The organism is Thermodesulfovibrionia bacterium (assembly GCA_030646035.1).
Lineage (GTDB): Bacteria > Nitrospirota > Thermodesulfovibrionia > UBA6902 > UBA6902 > JACQZG01.
The window spans coordinates 43,627-60,979 of record JAUSMY010000051.1; the positions used below are offsets into that span (position 1 = coordinate 43,627).

Sequence of the window (17,353 nt, forward strand, 5' to 3'; positions counted from 1 at the left end):
AATTTTTAATATAAATGAAAATGCAATTTCGTATATCAGACACCTTTACCGACAGCCTCGCCAAACTTACCGGCGAAGAGCAGAAGGCAGTTAAAACCACTGCCTTTGACCTGCAACTGAACCCTGCCAACCCTGGCATGCAGTTCCACAAGCTCGACAAGGCGAAGGACAAAAACTTCTGGTCGGTGCGGGTCAGCAGCGATCTCAGGATCATTGTCCATAAGACCAGCGAAAGTCTCCTCCTTTGCTATGTGAACCACCATGACCCTGCTTACCGTTGGGCAGAAAAGCGCAAACTCGAAATACACCCCAAGACCGGAGCGGCACAATTAGTGGAGATTCGGGAGACTGTGCAGGAGATCATTATTCCCAAATACGTGGAGGCGGTACAACCGGCCCATCCCAGTCTGCCTTTGTTTGCTCATCTCTCTGAAGATGTGTTGCTCGGTTATGGCGTGCCTGAAGAATGGATTGATGATGTGCAAAAGGCTGATGAAGATTCTCTGTTAGCTTTGGCTGAACATCTGCCCGGCGAGGCTGCCGAAGCGCTGCTCGATCTGGCCACTGGTGTAACACCGCAAATTCAGCAACCTGTAACAGCGGGGGTCAGCCCCTTCGATCACCCTGACGCTCAGCGCAGGTTCCGGGTGATGAATAACATTGAAGAACTGGAACGCGCCCTCGACTATCCCTGGGAGAAGTGGACAATATTTCTCCATCCGGCACAACAGCAGCTTGTTGAACGTGATTACAGTGGCCCCTGTCGGGTCTCGGGATCGGCAGGCACCGGCAAAACAATTGTCGCTTTGCACCGGGCAGTCTTTCTTACACGATCCAACCCTGATGCACGGGTACTGCTTACCACATTTTCAGATACGTTGGCGAGCGCCTTGAGAACAAAACTGAAACGATTGATCGGCAATGAACCGCGTCTTGGCGACAGGCTGGAAGTGCATGCCATGAATGCAATCGGCCGTCGGCTCTATGAATTAAATTTTGGCCGGCCACAGCTCGTATCACGTGATGTTATGGATAAGCTGCTTACGGAGTCCGCAGCCGCTGTAGACGGGCACAAGTTCAGCCTTCATTTTTTGCGGACTGAGTGGGAGCAGGTGGTTGATGCGTGGCAGTTGGATACATGGGAAGCGTATCGTGACGTCACGCGTCTGGGACGAAAAACCAGATTGCCTGAACAGAAGCGGGAACAGCTTTGGTCAATCTTCGATCAGGTAAGATCTCAACTGACGAGTCGCAATCTTGTTACGTATGCCGATATGTTCAACAGACTGGCGACCCGTCTTGCCGACAGCAAACATCCGCCATTCGACTTTACCGTTGTGGACGAGGCCCAGGATATAAATGTGTCCCAATTGCGGTTTCTTGCTGCGCTGGGTGCCGGACGACCAAACAGCCTCTTCTTTGCCGGTGACCTTGGACAACGGATATTCCAGCAGCCTTTCTCATGGAAAACGCTCGGCGTCGATATTCGCGGACGCTCTAGGGGCCTGCGTATCAATTACCGGACTTCTCATCAGATCAGAATGCAGGCTGATAAATTATTGGGGCCGGAATTGTCTGATGTTGACGGCAATACCGAAGAGCGGCGCGGCACTGTATCAGTATTTAACGGCCCTGAGCCGGTCATCACGGTATCGGACACCCCTGAGAAGGAAATCGAAACAGTCGGGCAATGGCTTACAAACCGAATCGACGAGGGACTTAAGCCTCATGAAATCGGTGTATTTGTACGATCAGAGGCAGAACTTGACCGCGCCCGTGCTGCAGTTAAGCAGGCGGGGCTTTCGTTTAAAGTGCTTGATGAGAACGTTGAAACGGCAATTGGTTGCGTGTCTATCAGCACCATGCACCTCGCAAAAGGATTGGAGTTTCGTGCAGTTGTTGTTATGGCATGTGACGACGAGATTATCCCACTTCAGGAACGGATCGAAACTGTTGTGGACGACGCTGATCTTCAGGAAGTCTACGACACCGAAAGGCACCTTTTGTACGTAGCCTGTACCCGCGCCCGGGACCATCTCCTGATTACGAGCAGCGGCGAACCGTCAGAGTTTCTGGATGATCTGCGGATGTGAGTTAGGCGATGCCTCAAAATATAACAATAAAAGTAGTTAAAGGTTTATTTGTTATTAGAGCATCCAAACAACATGGGATATGAAGAGAAAGGACTAAGAAATGGTTAATGGAGCAATGTAGCGCAGCGGAATTGCCAACCCGAGTTGATGCGGTTGTTATGCGCTTTATTCATACTCGATTTCTGATTCATCACTTGCTGATATTATCCCCCCCTGATTAATGTATACATCAATAAACACTTGAAGGTCATCCAACTCACATTCTGCATTTCTGTAGCCACCGGCTTCGACTACCCACCCCGGCTCAGAAAAGCTATCACTACCAACTGCCTTCTCGTAAACACTCCCGCCTTTGGAAATCTCAAATACAGACTCTGATATTCTAAAGTCAATGTAACGCATTTCGCTAAATTCTTCAGTTCCTGCGCGATAAACGATACCAAACTCAGAGGAAGACCCACGAGTAACAAGCGGTAATCGTTCAAGAGCGTACAGAGCGTTTCCTATGGCAATGACCTGTTGAGGCGTAATCTGTGGATGCTTGAGAAAACGGCGAGCTGTATCCTTCGCAATCTCAATCGCCTGCACATCAGCATCTGTCAGTTCAAATTCTTCCATTGCATTCATTATCTCATTAAGTTCTTCATCTTCAAATAGTCCTGAATGTCCGGTTAGCAGCCAGCCGGGATTACACATGGTAACCATAGCAATATTTGCTAATAACTCAGCATAAGGGGGTCTGTTGCCGTTCTCATACTGGTTTAGGGTGCGATCGGTAATACCAACCATTTCAGCCAGTTTCGCTTGAGTGAGTCCTGCTTTCTTGCGGACTTGTTTGATTCTTTGACCTAATGGCTTAGACATGACTCATTTCGATGACATTATCTTTGTTCCTCAAATTATTACCTAACGATAAACCTAATTTTATACTAAACCACTTAGTTTTTCAGAAAAACATAGCAACAAAGGGGTATAGTTGTTATTAGAGATTCAAAGCAACAACGATAGTTGTCGGAAAGAAGACTTCACAACATATAAAACTTACATAAATACCAGTTATTGATATTGAGTTGAAAAAACAATAATGGCATTTTTTTCTGAAAGATTATATCTCGAATATTACCCTGCGATTTCCCGTGAAGAAGCTCTTCGTATTGCAATAGAGAAGTGTGGAACAACAGAAGGAAATTTTGAAGTAATGGGAAGTCGCCCGGAGGTATGCAGTATCTATGGTCTTCCTAATGAACCTTGTTGGTTTGTTAGGGCGCCATGGAATGATGGAGAGGGTTGGCTTCGGAGTAGCAGGATTATTGTCATATCAAAAGCAACAGGCAAAGTGTTCTATGATGGTGATGTCGGGGATGAAGGGTGAGAAGCAGCAAACTGTAAACTCATAAGGTTGTCGGTTGTCATGTATGGAAAGTGTCAACAAACTAAGTTGTCATAGCGATGTCTCGAACTATGCAACATAACTAAGGATTTGAGGATTAATAGGTGCTGAATGGGATACATAAGACAATAATTCTCCTACTGTCACGCGCGCGCGTTATATATATACCTACCATATCAAGCATATGTGCTTATATGCTATGACTGTATAGTTTTTGTAATGTGTTTTATGGTGAACTGGTTGAATTATTTGATGGCGGTGGGCAGGGGCTGAAGCAGACTGAGATGATTGCGGAGGATTGGGTGGGGCAGACGGCATAGGGCAGGCCCGGTTTTACATATGGGTTACTGTGCGTATTTATGCAAGTTGTACGCGCGAGAGGATTGTTAGTCGTCACGTTATTAGCATATATACCATGTATTTTGGGTTAATAACGTAATGACTAAAAAAGATGTTGATTTTTTTTAAATCACTAACCTATACTATCTAAAATTATGATGCGTATGGTTATTTAAAGTGAATATATTATGACTGAGCTTATAAATCAAAAACGTTCGATACTTTATTATGACTTGCAGAACACCGGAGAGTGGCGATTACTTAATGCTACAGAAAAGTCTAAGGTTAAAAGACATTGTCATGATATATTTATTGATATTACAACGGAATACAGTTGTGAACCAATAAATAGGGATAGCTTCCGAGGCGATGATGCCTTTGCTTTTTTTTGTAGTGAGATTGATTGTATAAAAGCAGGATTATCTTTTTTACAGCAACTGCCCGATATGGTGCGTAGAGTTCCATACATAGAACATGTTTTATTAAACCCAAGAATTATTGCTTTTAATGATTTCATATCAGGCAAAAGTCAATCAGACTATACCGGTAGACATATGGAAGAAATCCTACCTTATGAAAAAACATTTGGTAAAGCTGGCTCATTTAGAATCGTTGGTGAAGATTTATGGTATACATTGCCTGCTGATTATAAGATTCAATTCGCTGATACTGGAGAAAAAATAGCAGGGAAGAGAGGTGCAACTTATCCGGTTTATGAAGATAAGTTAGGAATGAACCCAATTGCAATAAGCAAAAGGTTTATTACGGCTACATACATACATAAATATGAAGATTCATTGTATAAGTTCTTTTCTACGAACTTAGCTGCTCGTAATGGTATTACGTTGAGTTTAGGAAAACGGCTTCAAGAAACGGGCACCCCTTACACTAAAAAAGAATTCCAGAAAGTGGTATTAGATTGGTGTAGGGCATATCTTGAAATGACCGTTTCTGGGAAAGTGCCAAAGGTAGACGGAACAGATTGGAAATTTAAAGTGTCTTATTGGAGCAATGTAGATGAAGAGCATATGGCAATAGTTAATTTTAGTTATCCACCAAATGTAATTTGCTATTCCTATAGAGATAGTATTAAATTAAAAAAAGGAGAGAATATTGTTGGAGAATGTTGGGCATCAGGAGAGGAAATCATTAGACTTACTGATGCTGGTAATTATGAACCTCTTCATGATAAACGTGATGATAAGATAGTAGCTATTGTCGCTTTGCCGGTATTTAATCCTTCAACAAGAGATGTTATTGGAGTCTTGACTATAGACACAAAAATAGAGCGGTTTTTTGACAAGAAAGAAGAAATAAAATACTTGAAAGAATTATTGTCTTCTTTTACAATGAATATAGGACTTGCACATTTTTTAAAAGAGTAGTATATAATTATTTTGTTCCTACAAACCAAGGAGGGGTGTATGGAGTTCAACCAAATGCTTGAATATATTCAAGTAGAAAGAGAAAAGATTAATGAAGCTGTTGCTGAGATAGTCTATCTGAATGGTCACGGGAAGTTTCTGCGTGAAGGGCCTGCTGTATCAGTTGAGGAGATTGGAGAAAAAATATATAAGGTTGATTCTGGAAGTATTTTCAAGCCTAAGTTTTAAGTAATCATTTGTGAAACAGTACTTGTTGTCTCTGTTCTATATGGGATCCTTCGGCTATTGATGAGTCACGCCTGAATACAGTACATCCCCTTTCTAACCGATTTCTAACGGAATACTGTCACACAACATAAAATAACATCAAATTAGATTCGGGTAAGAAGCACATAAGGCATTGATAGCCTTGATGTTATCTACCAATGCCCCATATTGCTTTATCCTTTTAATTCATCTCATAACCCGAAGGCCGTCGGTTCAAATCCGGCCCCCGCTACCAATAACAATGCCGCTCGCTCCGATTCGTCGGGGCGAGTTTTTTATTTATACTCATCATTACATTGCAAATATCTTTATGATATTTTAATTCAAGGACTTACGGTTTTCCGTGAGTCCTTTTTTTATTGCTATGTTCTTGCATCATAAAATGTTAAAATTGCTCTTATGAAACAGGAGCATTTAGATGTTGTGCAGAGAGTTCACAAGCTTTTTAAGGATAAAGGATTGAGCCTTGCAGTAGCTGAATCCTGTACAGGCGGGCTTATCAGTCACCTTATCACCGCACTTCCCGGCGCAAGCCGCTTTTTTCAGGCAGGGGTTGTTTCATATTCTGAAGAGGCAAAGAAGGAGATACTGCATGTATCTTCTAAAACGATCAGTCAATTCGGAATGGTTAGTGAGGAGACAGCAGTTGTAATGGCTGACGGTGTCCGTTCCATATTAAACTCAGACTATGCTCTCTCCACAACCGGTAACCTCGGCCCTGACGTGCTTGATGGCAAAGCTAAGGGCCTTGTTTTTATAGCTGTATGCCGAAAAGATAAGGCTGTCACGCAGGAACTGCATCTTGAGGGTGACAGGGAGGAGAACAAAGAGGAAGCCGCGCTTTCAGCACTAAGGTTTCTTGCGGAGATAGTGGAGAACGATGGCTGATATTTCTGAAAAAAACAAAACGCTTATGAAACATAAAAGTATATTTAATCAGGAACAAAAATCTATTTTAGAGCAATCAGGAATCAATCTCCAAGAACTTACTGAACATAAAATCAAGGAGATAATTGATTTTCATATGTTAGTTCCCGCACTTAGTACTAATGAACTTTTGGAATTTCTTAAGATAGCTAATGCACTTTATAGAGGCGGCAGCCCAATTATTGGGGATGCAGATTATGATGCTGTATATTTAGCCGAATTACGTAAAAGAGAACCCAATCATCAATATCTTAGCTCTGTTGAACCAGAAGCAACTTTTGAAGGGATAAAAAGAGATTTGCCAGAGCCAATGCTTTCAACCGAGAAGAGGACTTCAAAAAAAAGTATTGAAGATTGGATAGAACGGAAACAAGAAGAAGCTAAAGGAATTGGATTAGATATTAATAAACTGATAATACGTGTTACCCCAAAACTTGATGGATACGCAGCGTATGATGATGGGAAATATTTGTATACTCGCGGTGATGGTATGCGTGGAACAGACATTACTCGAGTTTTTGAACGTGGTCTAAATGTTGCTGGGGATGAACGAGGAAGAGGACCTGGAGAAATAGTTGTCGACAAAGAATATTTTGAAAAGTATTTATCAAATCATTTTGAAAATGCTAGAAATTTTCAAGCAGCAATAATAAAAGAAAAAACTCTAGACCCTTTTGTGGAAGAGGCGATAAAAGAAAAGGTCGCTATATTTTATCCATTTTCAGAATTGCCAGCAAAGGAAGTTTCGATAAGTGAATTATTGCAGCAATTCGATCAGATAATGACTGAAGTTTGGAATTCTGTTCCCTTTGATGTAGACGGTGTGATATTAGAAGTAACAGATGAACATTTTAAGAAATATGTTGGTTCTACAAGTCAATTTCATAAATGGCAAGTTGCTTATAAAATAAATGTAGAAAAGGCACAAGTCAAGGTTATTTCTGTAATTCCTCAAACTTCCAGATCAGGCCGTGTTACACCTGTTGCAAAATTAGAGCCTACAAAATTAGGAGGGGTCACTATTAGTCGTGCCACAGCACATAATTATGGAATGGTTAAGAAGAAGGGGATTGGTTCAAATGCTATCATTGAACTTATTAGAAGTGGAATGGTGATACCTAAAATTGAAAAGGTGATAATAAAATCAACACCGGATATCCCTAAAACATGTCCAAGTTGCAACTCCACTCTGATTTGGGATTCAGATAATTTAATATGTACAAATGTGGAGAATTGCCAAGCACAGATAATAAATACGATTGAACATTTTTTTAAAACTCTTAGAAACATAGATGGTTTTGGGTCAGCAACAATTGAGAAGTTATATCAAAGTGGGATTAGGAATGTTTACTCAATTTATTTATTAAAGGAAACCGATTTTGAAAGAATAGGATTTGGAGATAAACAATCTCAAAATCTTATAGCAGAGCTACAAAGGAGTAGAACAGAACATCTTGAAGATTGGCGCTTTTTAGCTGCTTTTGGCGTTCATAGGCTTGGCATTGTAAATTGTCAAACCCTTTTACAACATGTAAATATTAATGATATTTTTCAGCTTACGAAGCAGTACTTGACGGAAAAGAAAATATTTGCAGTTAAAACAGCCAATATTATAGTTCAAGGTATTAAAGATATTGAAAATGAATTTGCCCAGTTAAAAAATCTGAGCTTTAATATTACATACACAAGGCTGCTATCAGAAGTAAGGAAAGAAGGTGGAGTAAGTCCAATTGATGGGAAGCATATTGTCTTCACAGGAAAAATGCAGCATGGAAGAGATGAAATGGAGAAAGAAGCTAGGTTGTTAAGAGCCAAGGTAGCAAAAACAGTGTCTAGTAGGACTGACTTTCTTGTAACAGGAGAAAATGTTGGGCATAAAAAAATTGAGTCTGCAGAAAAAAAAGGTGTTCAAGTTATTACTGAAGTAGAATATCTAAAGATGATTAATAAGAACAATGGATAAAATCATATTTCTTGTACAGGGTTCAGCCGAAGAACCTTATAAAGTAACTTTTCAGAAAAATGGTAACAATCTATCAGCATATTGCACGTGTCTAGCAGGTAATAATGGCCAGTACTGCAAACATCGTTTCAGAATTCTTGCTGGCTCAACTGAAGGCATTGTTGGTGATAATAAAATAGCAGTTGATGAAGTTAAGTCTTGGTTGTCAGGTACTGATGTCGAATCTGCATTGATTCAAGTCACCGAAAAAGAAAGAGCATTTGATGAAGCTAAAAAAGCTTTATCAAATGCCAAGAAAAAACTCGCAAAAGCTATGTTGGATTGATTCCAGCATTTTCCGTGAAACCTGTCATGAACTTGCCGATTATTCTGAATTCTGATATTCTAAATTCAGAAAACAGGACTGAGAAGGAGGTTTAGAATGGATACCATGAAAACAGCTATTGCAGAGATAAAGACTCGCGGCCAGTTGACCATTCCCAAGAAGATAAGAGAATCAAGCCATCTTGAAGAAGGACAGGTAGTCTCTATCATACCTGTGGGCGATTCCGTCATCATCACGCCGAAAAGGCTTGAGCTTGATGAGGCGCGAAGGCAGATCAGAAAGATAATGAAATCTTCAGGGCTTTCTGAAAAAGAACTGCTCAAGGGGATTGGAGAGGAGAGAGAGCTGCTTTACAAAGAAACCTATGGCAAAAAAAAGCGTTAGGATCTTCCTTGATTCAAACGTCATCATATCTGGCCTATTCTCTGATAAAGGGGCGCCTCGAGTAATTCTCGACCTTTTATCTCTTGGACTTCCTCAGCTTGCAGGTTCAACAGGGGAATATAATATAGTTGAGATTGAACGGAACTTAACAAAAAAGATGCCTGAAGCGCTTCCGGTTTATAGTAAATATCTTCCATTGATGAACCTTGACATCATCCCTCTTCCCTCGTCAAGAGAGATCGCTAAACTATCCGGGGTTACTTCTCAAAAAGACATCCCTGTTCTTGCTTCAGCAATAAAAGGCGATGTTGATTTCCTTGTAACAGGGGACAAAAAAGATTTTATCCATTTAAAAGGACAATACTCATTTAAAATACTTACTCCTTCGGAATTTCTTGATACCATTCTCCCTGAGATGCTCAAAGCTTTGGAATCTGATAGATTGAAGACTTAAATCCCCATATGTTTTTAAATTCGTTTTGCCTTCAGAGTCAGAGCTGTTTTTTTGAAGAACGATTATTCTGAACTAATAACCTATTGATATAAAAGACTTATATATGATAGGCTACTACAAGTTCGGGACTAGCTGGTCTTTCCCGGCAAATACACACGTCCACCCAATATTCTCTCTTTGAGTGTTCCGATAGATCGGAATGAAGAGTGAAAGGACGGAGGAAAAAAACTAAGGAGGCACACAAATGGTAGTAACAATGAAAGAGCTGTTGGAGTCAGGTGTCCATTTCGGGCATCAGGTAAAACGATGGAACCCAAAGATGAAGAAGTATATCTTCGGGGCCCGCAACGGGATTTACATCATTGATCTTCAGAAGACGATCAAGATGCTGGATGATGCTTACAACTTTATCAAGGAGCTTTCCAGTAACGGCGAATCCATTATTTTTGTAGGGACAAAGAAGCAGGCGCAGGATGTAGTTACAGAAGAGTCTCAGAGGGCCGGATGCTACTATATAAACCAGCGCTGGCTCGGTGGTGTTTTGACCAACTTCAAGACCATAAAGCAGAGCATCGAGAAGCTGAAGAAGATAGAGAAGATGAAGGAAGACGGGACATACTCCCTCCTTACCAAGAAAGAAGTCGCCAAGTACGAGAAAGAGAGGGTCCGCCTTGAGAAGAACCTTATAGGAGTCAAAGACATGAACACACTTCCCGGCGCGATGTTCATCATTGATCCTAAAAAAGAGAGGATAGCTGTTGCAGAGGCGAAGAAACTCTCTATCCCGATAATCGCTGTTGTTGATACTAACTGCGACCCTGATGAAATTGATTATGTCATTCCGGGAAATGATGACGCCATAAGGGCTATCAAGCTGATCACCTCCAGAATGGCAGAGGCTGTTATTGAGGGCAGGGAAATATACAATAAAGCTGCAAACGAGGCCAAAGAAAAAATGGCTGCTTCAAAAGCTGCCTCAGAAAAAGAGATAGCAGAGAAAAAGGCTGCAAGGGAGAAAGAAGCTCAGGTAGAGACAGAAGAGGAGAAGGAGGAAGTATCAGAATGAGCATAAGCGCAAATGATGTTAAGGAACTGAGAGAGCAGACCGGCGTCGGCATGATGCAGTGTAAAAACGCCCTTAAAGAGGCAGAAGGCGATATTGCAAAGGCGCTTGATATATTAAGGCAGAAGGGGCTTGCTTCAGCAGCAAAGAAGGTCGGCAGGGAGGCATCAGAAGGCCTGATAGGTTCATACATACACATGGGGAAACTCGGTGTTTTAGTAGAGATCAACTGCGAAACTGACTTTGTAGCCAAGACTGACGAATACATCGAGTTTGTCAAAGATGTAGCTATGCATATAGCAGCCGCGAACCCCACATATGTCAGCAGAGATAATGTCCCGGCTGATATAGTTGCAAAAGAGAAAGAGATATTCGCGTCCCAGGTAGAGGGCAAGCCGGCTAACATAGTGGACAAGATAGTCGAAGGCAAGCTGGAAAAGTTCTATTCTGACGTATGCCTTTTGGAACAGGTCTATGTAAAGGACGAGGATCAGAAGAAGAAGATCAAGGACCTTGTCATTGATAAGGTTGCTCATCTGGGTGAAAATATAGTGATCAAACGTTTCGTGAGATTTCAGCTGGGAGAAAAGGCCGGCTCTTAATCCGTATGAAAGTTAAAAAACCTCTGTATAAAAGGGTCTTGTTAAAGTTAAGCGGCGAGGCCCTTATGGGCAGCAAGTCTTTTGGTATAGACCAGAAGATGCTCCTTTCCATTGCAAAAGAGGTGAAGGATATTTCAGCCTCCGGAGTTGAACTTGCGATAGTTATCGGAGGGGGCAATATATTCAGGGGGCTTGAGGCGAGCTCAGAGGGGATGGAGCGGACGACTGCGGACTACATGGGGATGCTTGCGACGGTGATAAACTCCCTTGCTCTCCAGAATGCGCTTGAAACATCAGGTGTGCCTACAAGGCTTCAGACCGCGATAGAGATGCATGAGCTTGCAGAGCCTTATATCAGGAGAAAAGCGGTCAGGCATCTTGAAAAAGGAAGGTGTGTGATCTTTGCCGCAGGCACGGGCAATCCTTATTTCACAACTGATACTGCTGCGGCTTTGAGGGCTGTTGAAATAGATGCAGATGTGATCATGAAGGCGACAAAGGTAGACGGCGTCTACAGCAGTGACCCGGTAAAGAACCCCTCGGCAAAAAAATTCTCAGAGATCTCATACAGAGATGTGCTTAATAAAGAGCTCAAAGTGATGGACTCCACAGCCATATCTCTATGTAAAGATAATAACCTTCCAATAATTGTGTTCAGCCTGCTTAAGAGAGGCAACATAAAGAAGATCCTTGAAGGCAAAAAAATCGGAACCTTGGTCAGGGAGGGAGCGGCTTATGGAACAAAAGGCAAAAAAAATAATAACAGATAGGATGGAGAAGACCCTGGATGCCTTAAAAAAGGATCTGGCCAGTATCAGGACCGGCAGGGCATCCATATCTGTACTTGACGGCGTACTTGTTAATTCATATGGGACACCGGCTCCCTTAAGCCACGTTGCGACCTTAAGCGTTCCTGAGAGCAGGACGATCACGATCCAGCCCTGGGATGTTAAGATGATACCTGAGATAGAGAAGGCTATTCAGAAGTCTGATCTCGGGCTCAATCCTTCCAACGATGGGAAGATCATAAGGCTGTCAGTTCCCCAGCTTACAGAGGAGCGCAGGAAAGAGATCGTTAAAAATGCCCATAAAAAGGGAGAAGAGGCAAAGGTCGCGCTCAGGAATATACGCCGTGACGGAAATGATGAGATGAAGAAGCTGGAAAAAGATAAGCACCTGAGCGAAGACGATACCAAACGTTCTATTGAAGATGTGCAGAAGATCACGGATTCCTTTATTAAAAGGATCGACGAGATCATCAAACATAAAGAGGCGGAGATCATGGAAGTATAATTCTCGCCAAAAAACTCTTTCAGAAAATTCTGATATATCCCTTTAAATCGGCATTTTTATATTGTAAGATTTACTAACAGGCACTTAAAATATCAGCTATTTATATAAATAAAAACACCAGGAGGAAGGAATGGCTATACGTGTAGGTATCAACGGATTTGGAAGGATAGGCAGGCTTGTATTTCGTGTTGCTGTAGATCGCGCGGATATCGAGGTCGTAGGCATTAACGATCTTATTGATGTCGAATACATGGCATATATGCTCAAGTATGATTCCACTCACGGCAAGTTCAAGGGGAAGGTAGAGGTCAAAGGCGGGAATCTGGTTGTGAACGGCAAAGAGATCCGCGTTACTGCGGAAAAAGATCCCGCTAATCTGAAATGGGATGCTGTGGGAGCGGAATTTGTTGTTGAATCAACAGGCCTCTTTCTTTCAGACGAAACAGCGAGAAAGCATATTCAGGCAGGCGCCAAAAAGGTTGTCATGTCAGCCCCTTCAAAAGATAATACCCCCATGTTTGTCATGGGCGTTAATAATGAAACCTACGCAGGACAGGATATAGTTTCAAATGCGTCATGCACAACAAACTGCCTGGCCCCGCTTGCCAAGGTCATTCATGACAAGTTCGGGATAATCGAAGGGCTCATGACCACTGTTCATGCTGTGACAGCAACGCAGAAGACAGTTGACGGGCCCTCTGCCAAAGACTGGCGCGGAGGCCGCGGCGCAGGCCAGAACATCATCCCATCAGGCACAGGAGCTGCCAAGGCTGTCGGCAAGGTCATCCCATCGCTTAACGGCAAGCTGACAGGCATGGCATTCAGGGTTCCGACCCCGAATGTTTCCGTTGTTGACCTGACATGCCGCATTGAGAAGGGTGCGAGCTATGATGAGATCAAGGCCGAAGTAAAAAGGGCGTCTGAGAACGAGCTGAAAGGTATTCTCGGTTATACAGAGGATGCAGTAGTCTCAACAGACTTTCTGGGCGAGACGTGCACATCTTTTTTTGACGCAAACGCAGGCATAGCCCTTAACGATCATTTTGTGAAACTGGTCTCATGGTATGACAATGAGTGGGGCTATTCCAACAAGGTGGTTGACCTGATCTCATATATAGCGGGTAAAAAATAATTGCGGCCATGAAAGATAATCCTTATTCACCCATTAAAGGAGTCTTAAATAAGCTCTCCATCAGGGACCTCAATATCAAGGGGAAGAGGGTATTCATACGTGTTGATTTTAACGTGCCTCTGGATAAGGATCTCAATATTACAGACGACACCAGGATACGTTCCGCACTGCCTACTATCAATTATGCCATTGACGAAGGCGCAAAGATAATCCTTGCGTCGCATCTCGGAAGGCCTAAAGGGACTGATGATAAACGCTACAGCCTTGCTACTGTTGCCAGAAGGCTGCAGCGCCTGATAAAGAAAGAGGTTACATTTTTAGAGGACTGTGTAGGCCCGGAAGTTGAAGCAGCTGTTGCGAAGATGGCTGAGGGCGATATTATCCTTCTTGAGAACCTGAGGTTTCATAAAGGCGAGGAGGATAATGATGAAGAGTTCGGCAAGGCTCTTGCCAGGCTTGCGGACTTCTTTGTTAATGACGCATTTGGCGCGGCCCATAGGGCGCATGGCTCTATAACAGGTATAGCAAAACACCTCCCATCTGCAGCAGGTTTTCTTCTTCAGAAAGAGATAGAGTATCTTCAGGGCGTCATTAACCGTCCGGTGCGGCCTTTTGTGGCCATACTTGGCGGGGCAAAGGTCTCAGGAAAGATCGGCGTCATAGAAAATCTTGCGGACAAGGTTGATAAAGTTATCGTAGGCGGCGGAATGGCATATACATTTTTAAAGGCATTAGGCCATCCTGTCGGAGATTCGCTTGTTGAGAATGATATGCTGGACCTTGCCAAAGATATCAGGAGAAATTGCCTGTCTAAAGGCATTAAGTTTTATATCCCGGTAGACTGCGTTATCGCTCAGAGCATGGAGCCGGGCGCAGAGGCAAAGGTTGTCACAACCCAGGAGATACCTGACGGCTGGAAAGGTCTTGATATAGGCCCTGCTTCCGCAAAGCTATTTTCAGAGGCGCTTGGAAACGCAAAGACCATCCTTTGGAACGGCCCTATGGGCGTTTTTGAGGTGGATGCATTCTCACGCGGCACATTTGCGGTTGCACGTTCTGTTGCAGATGCTTATGCGCTGACCATTGTTGGAGGAGGAGATACCGCGCTTGCCGTTAACAGGGCAGGGGTTTCTGAAAGCATGTCATTCATCTCTACAGGCGGCGGCGCATCTCTTGAACTTCTTGAAGGCAAGGGACTTCCGGGGCTTGAGGCTTTGACGGATAAATAAGTACCGGGTTAGTATGCAGTAAGCAGTTTCTCGCTCAACTACTTGTCCCTTTTTAAATGACGCTGTATATCCCTGTCCGCCTCTTTCTTTTTTGTTGCCTCTCTCTTTTCATACTGCCTCTTTCCTTTTGCAAGCCCGATCTCCAGTTTTGCCTTACCCTTGCTGAAATAGAGCTTAAGCGGTACAACCGTCAGCCCCGCCTCCCTGATCCTGCCAAAGAGCTTCTCTATCTCTTTCTTGTGAAGCAGCAGCTTTCTTGTTCTTAAAGGCTCATGGTTGTTGATATTGCCGTGGCTGTACGGGCTGATATGGCAGTTAAGAAGAACAGCCTCGCCTTCCTTAACAAGGACATAGCTCTCTTTCAGGTTCGCATTTCCCTCTCTTAATGACTTGACCTCAGTGCCCACGAGCGATATCCCGGCCTCATAGGTCTCCAGTATTGTGTAGTCATGATATGCCTTTTTATTGGCTGCGACGATCTTTATGCTCATTTGCAAGAAAGGATAACTCAAGGATTATTTCAAGTCAATGAAGGGCGCGGAACCCCTGTTGTTTTCGGAGATTTATTTGGGGGTAGGCCATTTAGCTAATGTTCGGAGGACTGTCCGAGCTAATTGCGCTTGTTATGCGTTTTTACATATAAACCATATGCCGTTTTACAGTAGTATCTGATTCACGAAACTCAATTGTTTCACTCATTCCTATCAGCTCTTTAGGCAACACTTCATAGATAACCGGTTTAGAAAAATATATACTTGTCTTGATACCTGATTTAGCGTTAGCGGATCTAAAGCCATAAAACCAAAGTGACTCTTCATTTACGAATATTGCCTCGAATCCATAGAGTGGCGATTTTAGAGTGATTTCCTTCCCAGTCTTTCCGTTACTCTCCAGCACATTGAAATTGTCTGGTTGTTTAGTATAGTCATTGTATAAACTGGTCATAATATAAGATGGATCAGTTAAATAAAGTATATAGTCAACCAAGTCCTTTTCATTCTTCTTACTTTTGAGAGCAACTTTTTCCCCAATTTTCCACTCATAGATATAATCTCCTTTCGTGAACATATTCCATCCTTCGCCATTTTGGAGAATGTGTAGTTCACCATTTCCATAAAAGAGATCTGTAGATGTTTCCGTTCCGTTGCTCTTTACTCTTCTGATAAGAATGTGGTTTTTAATATTTAAACGAAAAACGTTTCTTACGCGCTCACCAAGCTCAGGATATGCAATTGGCTTAGGGCTTTCCGCAGACTGTTTATAAATATTTATATATCGATCAACTTGATCATCCCACTCACCTGCATGCACTAATGACGAACTACAAAATAATAATAGTATTATTGCTATTTTCATGACGCCCCCATATTAATATATTGCCAGCCGTATTTTCTGGAATATCAATATCATAGTTGTATAAATAAGAAAATACAACCATATAATACTGCGGTGAATTGTAAATTATGCTTAAAACAAAGGCGCTTTTAAGGTTTTCTTTAGGCGTAAAACCTTCATTTGATCTCACTTCCCGCCCCTTTGGAAGGAGCCAGGTTTAAGATTTTTTGATCTCATTTTTTGACTATTTAGCAAATTTTATTCCAGTACTTGTAAAACAAAAAATGTCCGTGCTATAATGCAAGTTGACCAAAACGGACTGTTTTTATTATATTATCTATCCCATGCGGTTTGTACTTAATGGTTTGCTTTAAGCGTTTGCGGGAACGTACAGTGAATCTTTGTGCAAAGGCTGGACTGTTGTTTTTTCTTAAGATATTGTGATTGCCGATGTAGCTCAGTTGGTAGAGCAGCTGATTTGTAATCAGCTGGTCGGGGGTTCAAATCCTCTCATCGGCTCCATTGAAATAAAGTGGTTGAGAGTTGGAAGTTGAAGACGGAAAGAGCTTCACTTTTTTACTCTTGACTTTGGATTAGGAGAGGTTCCCGAGTGGCCAAAGGGATCAGACTGTAAATCTGACGGCTCCGCCTTCGGAGGTTCGAATCCTCCCCTCTCCACCATTTGTGGTTAGTTGAGAATTAAAAGTTAAGAGTTAAAGGAACAGAAGGTTTTTAATTTTTTACTTTTAATTTTGTTGTGTGCGGGAGTAGCTCAGTGGTAGAGCGTCAGCCTTCCAAGCTGAGGGTCGCGGGTTCGAGCCCCGTCTCCCGCTCCATTTGAGGGAGTCGCCCATGTAGCTCAGTTGGCAGAGCACGTCCTTGGTAAGGACGAGGTCAGCGGTTCGATCCCGCTCATGGGCTCCAGGGCAAAAGTTATTTTTTTTGATATAGATATTTAAATACTAAAAACAAGTATTCTTTAAGAACTTTAAAGGAGGGGATTTATGGCAAAGGCGAAATTTGACAGAGGGAAGCCGCACGTTAACGTAGGAACAATAGGGCATGTTGACCATGGGAAGACCACATTAACGGCAGCTATAACAAAATATCTGGCATTCAGCGGCGGAGCAGTATACCGTGCATATGATTCGATAGACAACGCCCCTGAAGAG

19 protein-coding genes and 4 tRNA genes are annotated in these 17,353 nt (G+C 42.6%); 20 read left to right on the plus strand and 3 right to left on the minus strand.

The window, feature by feature from the left end; genetic code table 11:
- The first annotated feature begins 20 nt into the window (after positions 1-20).
- Positions 21-2,093: a 3'-5' exonuclease gene (locus tag Q7U10_07970; protein ID MDO8282543.1), complete on the plus strand. Its 2,073-nt coding sequence runs from the start codon at positions 21-23 to the stop codon at positions 2,091-2,093.
- Positions 2,094-2,258: 165 nt separating this feature from the next.
- Here the strand turns inward: Q7U10_07970 and Q7U10_07975 are convergent, their stop codons facing one another.
- Positions 2,259-2,957 carry a helix-turn-helix transcriptional regulator gene (locus Q7U10_07975; GenBank protein MDO8282544.1) on the minus strand — a complete coding sequence of 233 codons (699 nt, stop codon included), beginning with the start codon at positions 2,955-2,957 and terminating at the stop codon, positions 2,259-2,261.
- A gap of 220 nt (positions 2,958-3,177) precedes the next feature.
- On the opposite strand from Q7U10_07975, the gene Q7U10_07980 reads away from it, so the two are divergent.
- The 14 genes from Q7U10_07980 (at position 3,178) to Q7U10_08045 (ending at position 14,846) form a co-directional block, all read left to right on the plus strand.
- On the plus strand, positions 3,178-3,465 hold the full coding sequence (locus Q7U10_07980; protein MDO8282545.1) for a hypothetical protein: 288 nt from the start codon (positions 3,178-3,180) through the stop codon (positions 3,463-3,465).
- 545 nt (positions 3,466-4,010) lie between these two features.
- The gene (locus Q7U10_07985) at positions 4,011-5,207 is read left to right on the plus strand and encodes a GAF domain-containing protein (protein MDO8282546.1); all 1,197 of its coding nucleotides are present in this window, start codon (positions 4,011-4,013) and stop codon (positions 5,205-5,207) included.
- A gap of 39 nt (positions 5,208-5,246) precedes the next feature.
- The gene (locus Q7U10_07990) at positions 5,247-5,435 is read left to right on the plus strand and encodes a hypothetical protein (protein ID MDO8282547.1); all 189 of its coding nucleotides are present in this window, start codon (positions 5,247-5,249) and stop codon (positions 5,433-5,435) included.
- A 438-nt stretch (positions 5,436-5,873) separates the two neighbouring features.
- Positions 5,874-6,362 (plus strand): CinA family protein, encoded by a 489-nt coding sequence (locus tag Q7U10_07995; protein ID MDO8282548.1) that lies wholly within the window; start codon positions 5,874-5,876, stop codon positions 6,360-6,362.
- The gene (locus Q7U10_08000; protein MDO8282549.1) at positions 6,355-8,364 is read left to right on the plus strand and encodes a BRCT domain-containing protein; all 2,010 of its coding nucleotides are present in this window, start codon (positions 6,355-6,357) and stop codon (positions 8,362-8,364) included. Before Q7U10_07995 ends, Q7U10_08000 begins: the two co-directional genes overlap by 8 nt.
- The gene (locus Q7U10_08005) at positions 8,357-8,689 is read left to right on the plus strand and encodes a hypothetical protein (protein MDO8282550.1); all 333 of its coding nucleotides are present in this window, start codon (positions 8,357-8,359) and stop codon (positions 8,687-8,689) included. The genes Q7U10_08000 and Q7U10_08005 overlap by 8 nt, the downstream gene beginning before the upstream one ends.
- A 96-nt stretch (positions 8,690-8,785) precedes the next feature.
- Positions 8,786-9,073 carry an AbrB/MazE/SpoVT family DNA-binding domain-containing protein gene (locus tag Q7U10_08010; GenBank protein ID MDO8282551.1) on the plus strand — a complete coding sequence of 96 codons (288 nt, stop codon included), beginning with the start codon at positions 8,786-8,788 and terminating at the stop codon, positions 9,071-9,073.
- Entirely contained in the window at positions 9,054-9,527 is a 474-nt protein-coding gene (locus Q7U10_08015; protein ID MDO8282552.1) for a PIN domain-containing protein, read from the plus strand. Before Q7U10_08010 ends, Q7U10_08015 begins: the two co-directional genes overlap by 20 nt.
- Positions 9,528-9,771: 244 nt before the next feature.
- Complete coding sequence (rpsB, locus tag Q7U10_08020) at positions 9,772-10,593, plus strand: 30S ribosomal protein S2 (GenBank protein MDO8282553.1); 822 nt, start codon at positions 9,772-9,774, stop codon at positions 10,591-10,593.
- Positions 10,590-11,192 (plus strand): translation elongation factor Ts, encoded by a 603-nt coding sequence (tsf, locus tag Q7U10_08025; protein MDO8282554.1) that lies wholly within the window; start codon positions 10,590-10,592, stop codon positions 11,190-11,192. Before rpsB ends, tsf begins: the two co-directional genes overlap by 4 nt.
- Positions 11,193-11,197: 5 nt before the next feature.
- The gene (gene pyrH, locus Q7U10_08030) at positions 11,198-11,962 is read left to right on the plus strand and encodes a UMP kinase (GenBank protein MDO8282555.1); all 765 of its coding nucleotides are present in this window, start codon (positions 11,198-11,200) and stop codon (positions 11,960-11,962) included.
- Entirely contained in the window at positions 11,928-12,485 is a 558-nt protein-coding gene (gene frr / locus Q7U10_08035; protein ID MDO8282556.1) for a ribosome recycling factor, read from the plus strand. The genes pyrH and frr overlap by 35 nt, the downstream gene beginning before the upstream one ends.
- 130 nt (positions 12,486-12,615) lie before the next feature.
- On the plus strand, positions 12,616-13,617 hold the full coding sequence (gap, locus tag Q7U10_08040; GenBank protein ID MDO8282557.1) for a type I glyceraldehyde-3-phosphate dehydrogenase: 1,002 nt from the start codon (positions 12,616-12,618) through the stop codon (positions 13,615-13,617).
- 8 nt (positions 13,618-13,625) lie between these two features.
- Complete coding sequence (locus tag Q7U10_08045; protein MDO8282558.1) at positions 13,626-14,846, plus strand: phosphoglycerate kinase; 1,221 nt, start codon at positions 13,626-13,628, stop codon at positions 14,844-14,846.
- A gap of 38 nt (positions 14,847-14,884) precedes the next feature.
- Here the strand turns inward: Q7U10_08045 and smpB are convergent, their stop codons facing one another.
- Together smpB and Q7U10_08055 are read right to left on the minus strand one after the other, a co-directional pair.
- A complete protein-coding gene (smpB, locus tag Q7U10_08050; protein ID MDO8282559.1) occupies positions 14,885-15,337 on the minus strand; it encodes an SsrA-binding protein SmpB in 453 nt (150 codons plus the stop codon).
- 142 nt (positions 15,338-15,479) lie between these two features.
- The gene (locus Q7U10_08055) at positions 15,480-16,202 is read right to left on the minus strand and encodes a hypothetical protein (protein ID MDO8282560.1); all 723 of its coding nucleotides are present in this window, start codon (positions 16,200-16,202) and stop codon (positions 15,480-15,482) included.
- A 425-nt stretch (positions 16,203-16,627) separates the two neighbouring features.
- Between Q7U10_08055 and Q7U10_08060 the strand changes: the two genes are divergently transcribed.
- From Q7U10_08060 to Q7U10_08080, 5 genes are all read left to right on the plus strand, one after another.
- Positions 16,628-16,703, plus strand: a tRNA-Thr gene (locus Q7U10_08060).
- Positions 16,704-16,777: 74 nt separating this feature from the next.
- A tRNA-Tyr gene (locus tag Q7U10_08065) sits at positions 16,778-16,862 on the plus strand.
- 80 nt (positions 16,863-16,942) lie between these two features.
- A tRNA-Gly gene (locus Q7U10_08070) sits at positions 16,943-17,017 on the plus strand.
- A 12-nt stretch (positions 17,018-17,029) separates the two neighbouring features.
- Positions 17,030-17,105 (plus strand) — tRNA-Thr (locus Q7U10_08075).
- 80 nt (positions 17,106-17,185) lie between these two features.
- The coding region (locus Q7U10_08080; protein ID MDO8282561.1) for a GTP-binding protein at positions 17,186-17,353 on the plus strand (168 nt) is incomplete at its 3' end.